Below are 1,508 nucleotides of genomic sequence, written 5' to 3' on the forward strand. Positions count from 1 at the left end.
AATGAATACAATGCGCCAACTTATCGACAACGCCCATGAACTGCAATACGGTTTTTTGGCGGACAGGTACGAAGGCGACATAATATCCGCCGTTTTGGTAAAAGCAGATCCGGCTAAACAGCCTTCGATTCTTTCCAGGGACATACGGGAAAAGGATGAAGGAGTGGAAGTGCTGATCTCTCAGGGGATATTCGCGCGTATCGCAAGTACTATTTCCGGGCTTGTAAAATACATACATATTTTTTCCGTCGCGCTTTGGGCGTTGGCGGTTGTCGTGCTGGCGGCGGTTTTTTCGGGCACTATTCACGAGCGCAAGAAAGAATTCGCCATATTGCGAATTCTGGGGGCGACAAGAAAAAAACTTGTCGGCATCGTGTTAAACGAAGCGTTAATCGCCGGAATCGCGGGAGGCTGCGCCGGCGTCGTCCTCGCGAGTCTTGCGGTATTTCCGTTTAGCACCTACATAAGCGAACGGCTTGAACTGCCGTATCTAGACGCGCCGCTTTTTTATATTATTTTGCTTGTTTTGGGAAGCCTTTTCCTTTCCGCCGTCGTGGGGCCGCTTTCTTCCCTGTACTCGGCGTTGAAAATCAGCGGGGCGGAAACTTATTTTACAATGAGGGAGGGCGAATAAATGGGAATTCTTGAACTTCGTGAACTGACCAAAGAATACAAGCGCGGCGACAGGGCGTTTAACGCCGTAAACGGCGTAAGCCTTTCCGTTGAACGCGGGGATTTTATCAGCATTATCGGCAGGAGCGGCAGCGGTAAAAGCACGCTTCTTAACATGAGCGCGGGCTTGCTCAAGCCAAGCGCCGGAAGCGTTTTATTTGAAGGGCGGGATATTTTCAGTATAGATGACAAATCGATTTCTCTTCTTCGCAATGAAAAAATCGGTTTTGTCCCGCAGGGGCAGAGCCTTCTTTCCAACTTTACTGTTTTGGAAAACGTCTGCATCCCGTGGTTTTTGTTTAAGAGGGAAGGGGAGCCTGAAGAACGCGCCCTTGCCCTGCTTGAAAAAACGGGCATAGTACACCTTGCCGCCTCGTATCCTAAACAGCTTTCCGGCGGAGAGATGAGGCGCGTCGCCATCGCCCGCGCCCTTGTCAACAGCCCGTCCCTGCTTATCGCCGACGAGCCGACAAGCGACATGGACGCGGAAACCACGGCCGACATTATGCGCCTGTTAAGCGCCATAGCAAAGGAAGGGACCGCGGTGCTTATCGTAACGCACGAGCTTGACACGCTTTCCTACGGGAATAAGGTTTATTCGATGAACGAGGGAAATTTGTCGCTTAAAGCGGCATGAAAAATATAGGAGGATTATATGAAGAAAAGGATTTTCGGTATCGCCGTTACTGTGTTGGGACTGCTCCTCGCGTTAGGGTCGCAGTTTTTGTTTAAGGTATGCGAGCCGATGGGCGACATGATCATGAAATGTTTCTGGTCGGCGCGGGCGGAAATCGGCGTAGGCGCCGTTATTGCCGCTTTGGGAATCGCCCTTATTG

Annotated in this window: 3 protein-coding genes; all 3 read left to right on the forward strand. The window is 51.0% G+C overall.

The annotated features are described in order from the left end of the window. A partial coding sequence (locus tag ACYVTD_RS12615) for an ABC transporter permease (protein WP_461248101.1) occupies positions 1–634 on the forward strand: 634 nt, incomplete at its 5' end. Then, entirely contained in the window at positions 635–1,309 is a 675-nt protein-coding gene (locus ACYVTD_RS12620) for an ABC transporter ATP-binding protein (protein WP_461248102.1), read from the forward strand. It abuts the gene before it with no gap. Between the two features lie 18 nt (positions 1,310–1,327). Next, positions 1,328–1,508 (forward strand): DUF4418 family protein (locus tag ACYVTD_RS12625; RefSeq protein ID WP_461248103.1); only part of this gene is annotated, 181 nt, incomplete at its 3' end.

Source organism: Treponema sp. R6D11, assembly GCF_054786075.1.

Bases quoted from the DNA above. Each gene is read 5' to 3' on its own strand.
- ACYVTD_RS12620 (WP_461248102.1), top strand. From the start codon at position 635: ATGGGAATTCTTGAACTTCGTGAACTGACCAAAGAATACAAGCGCGGC.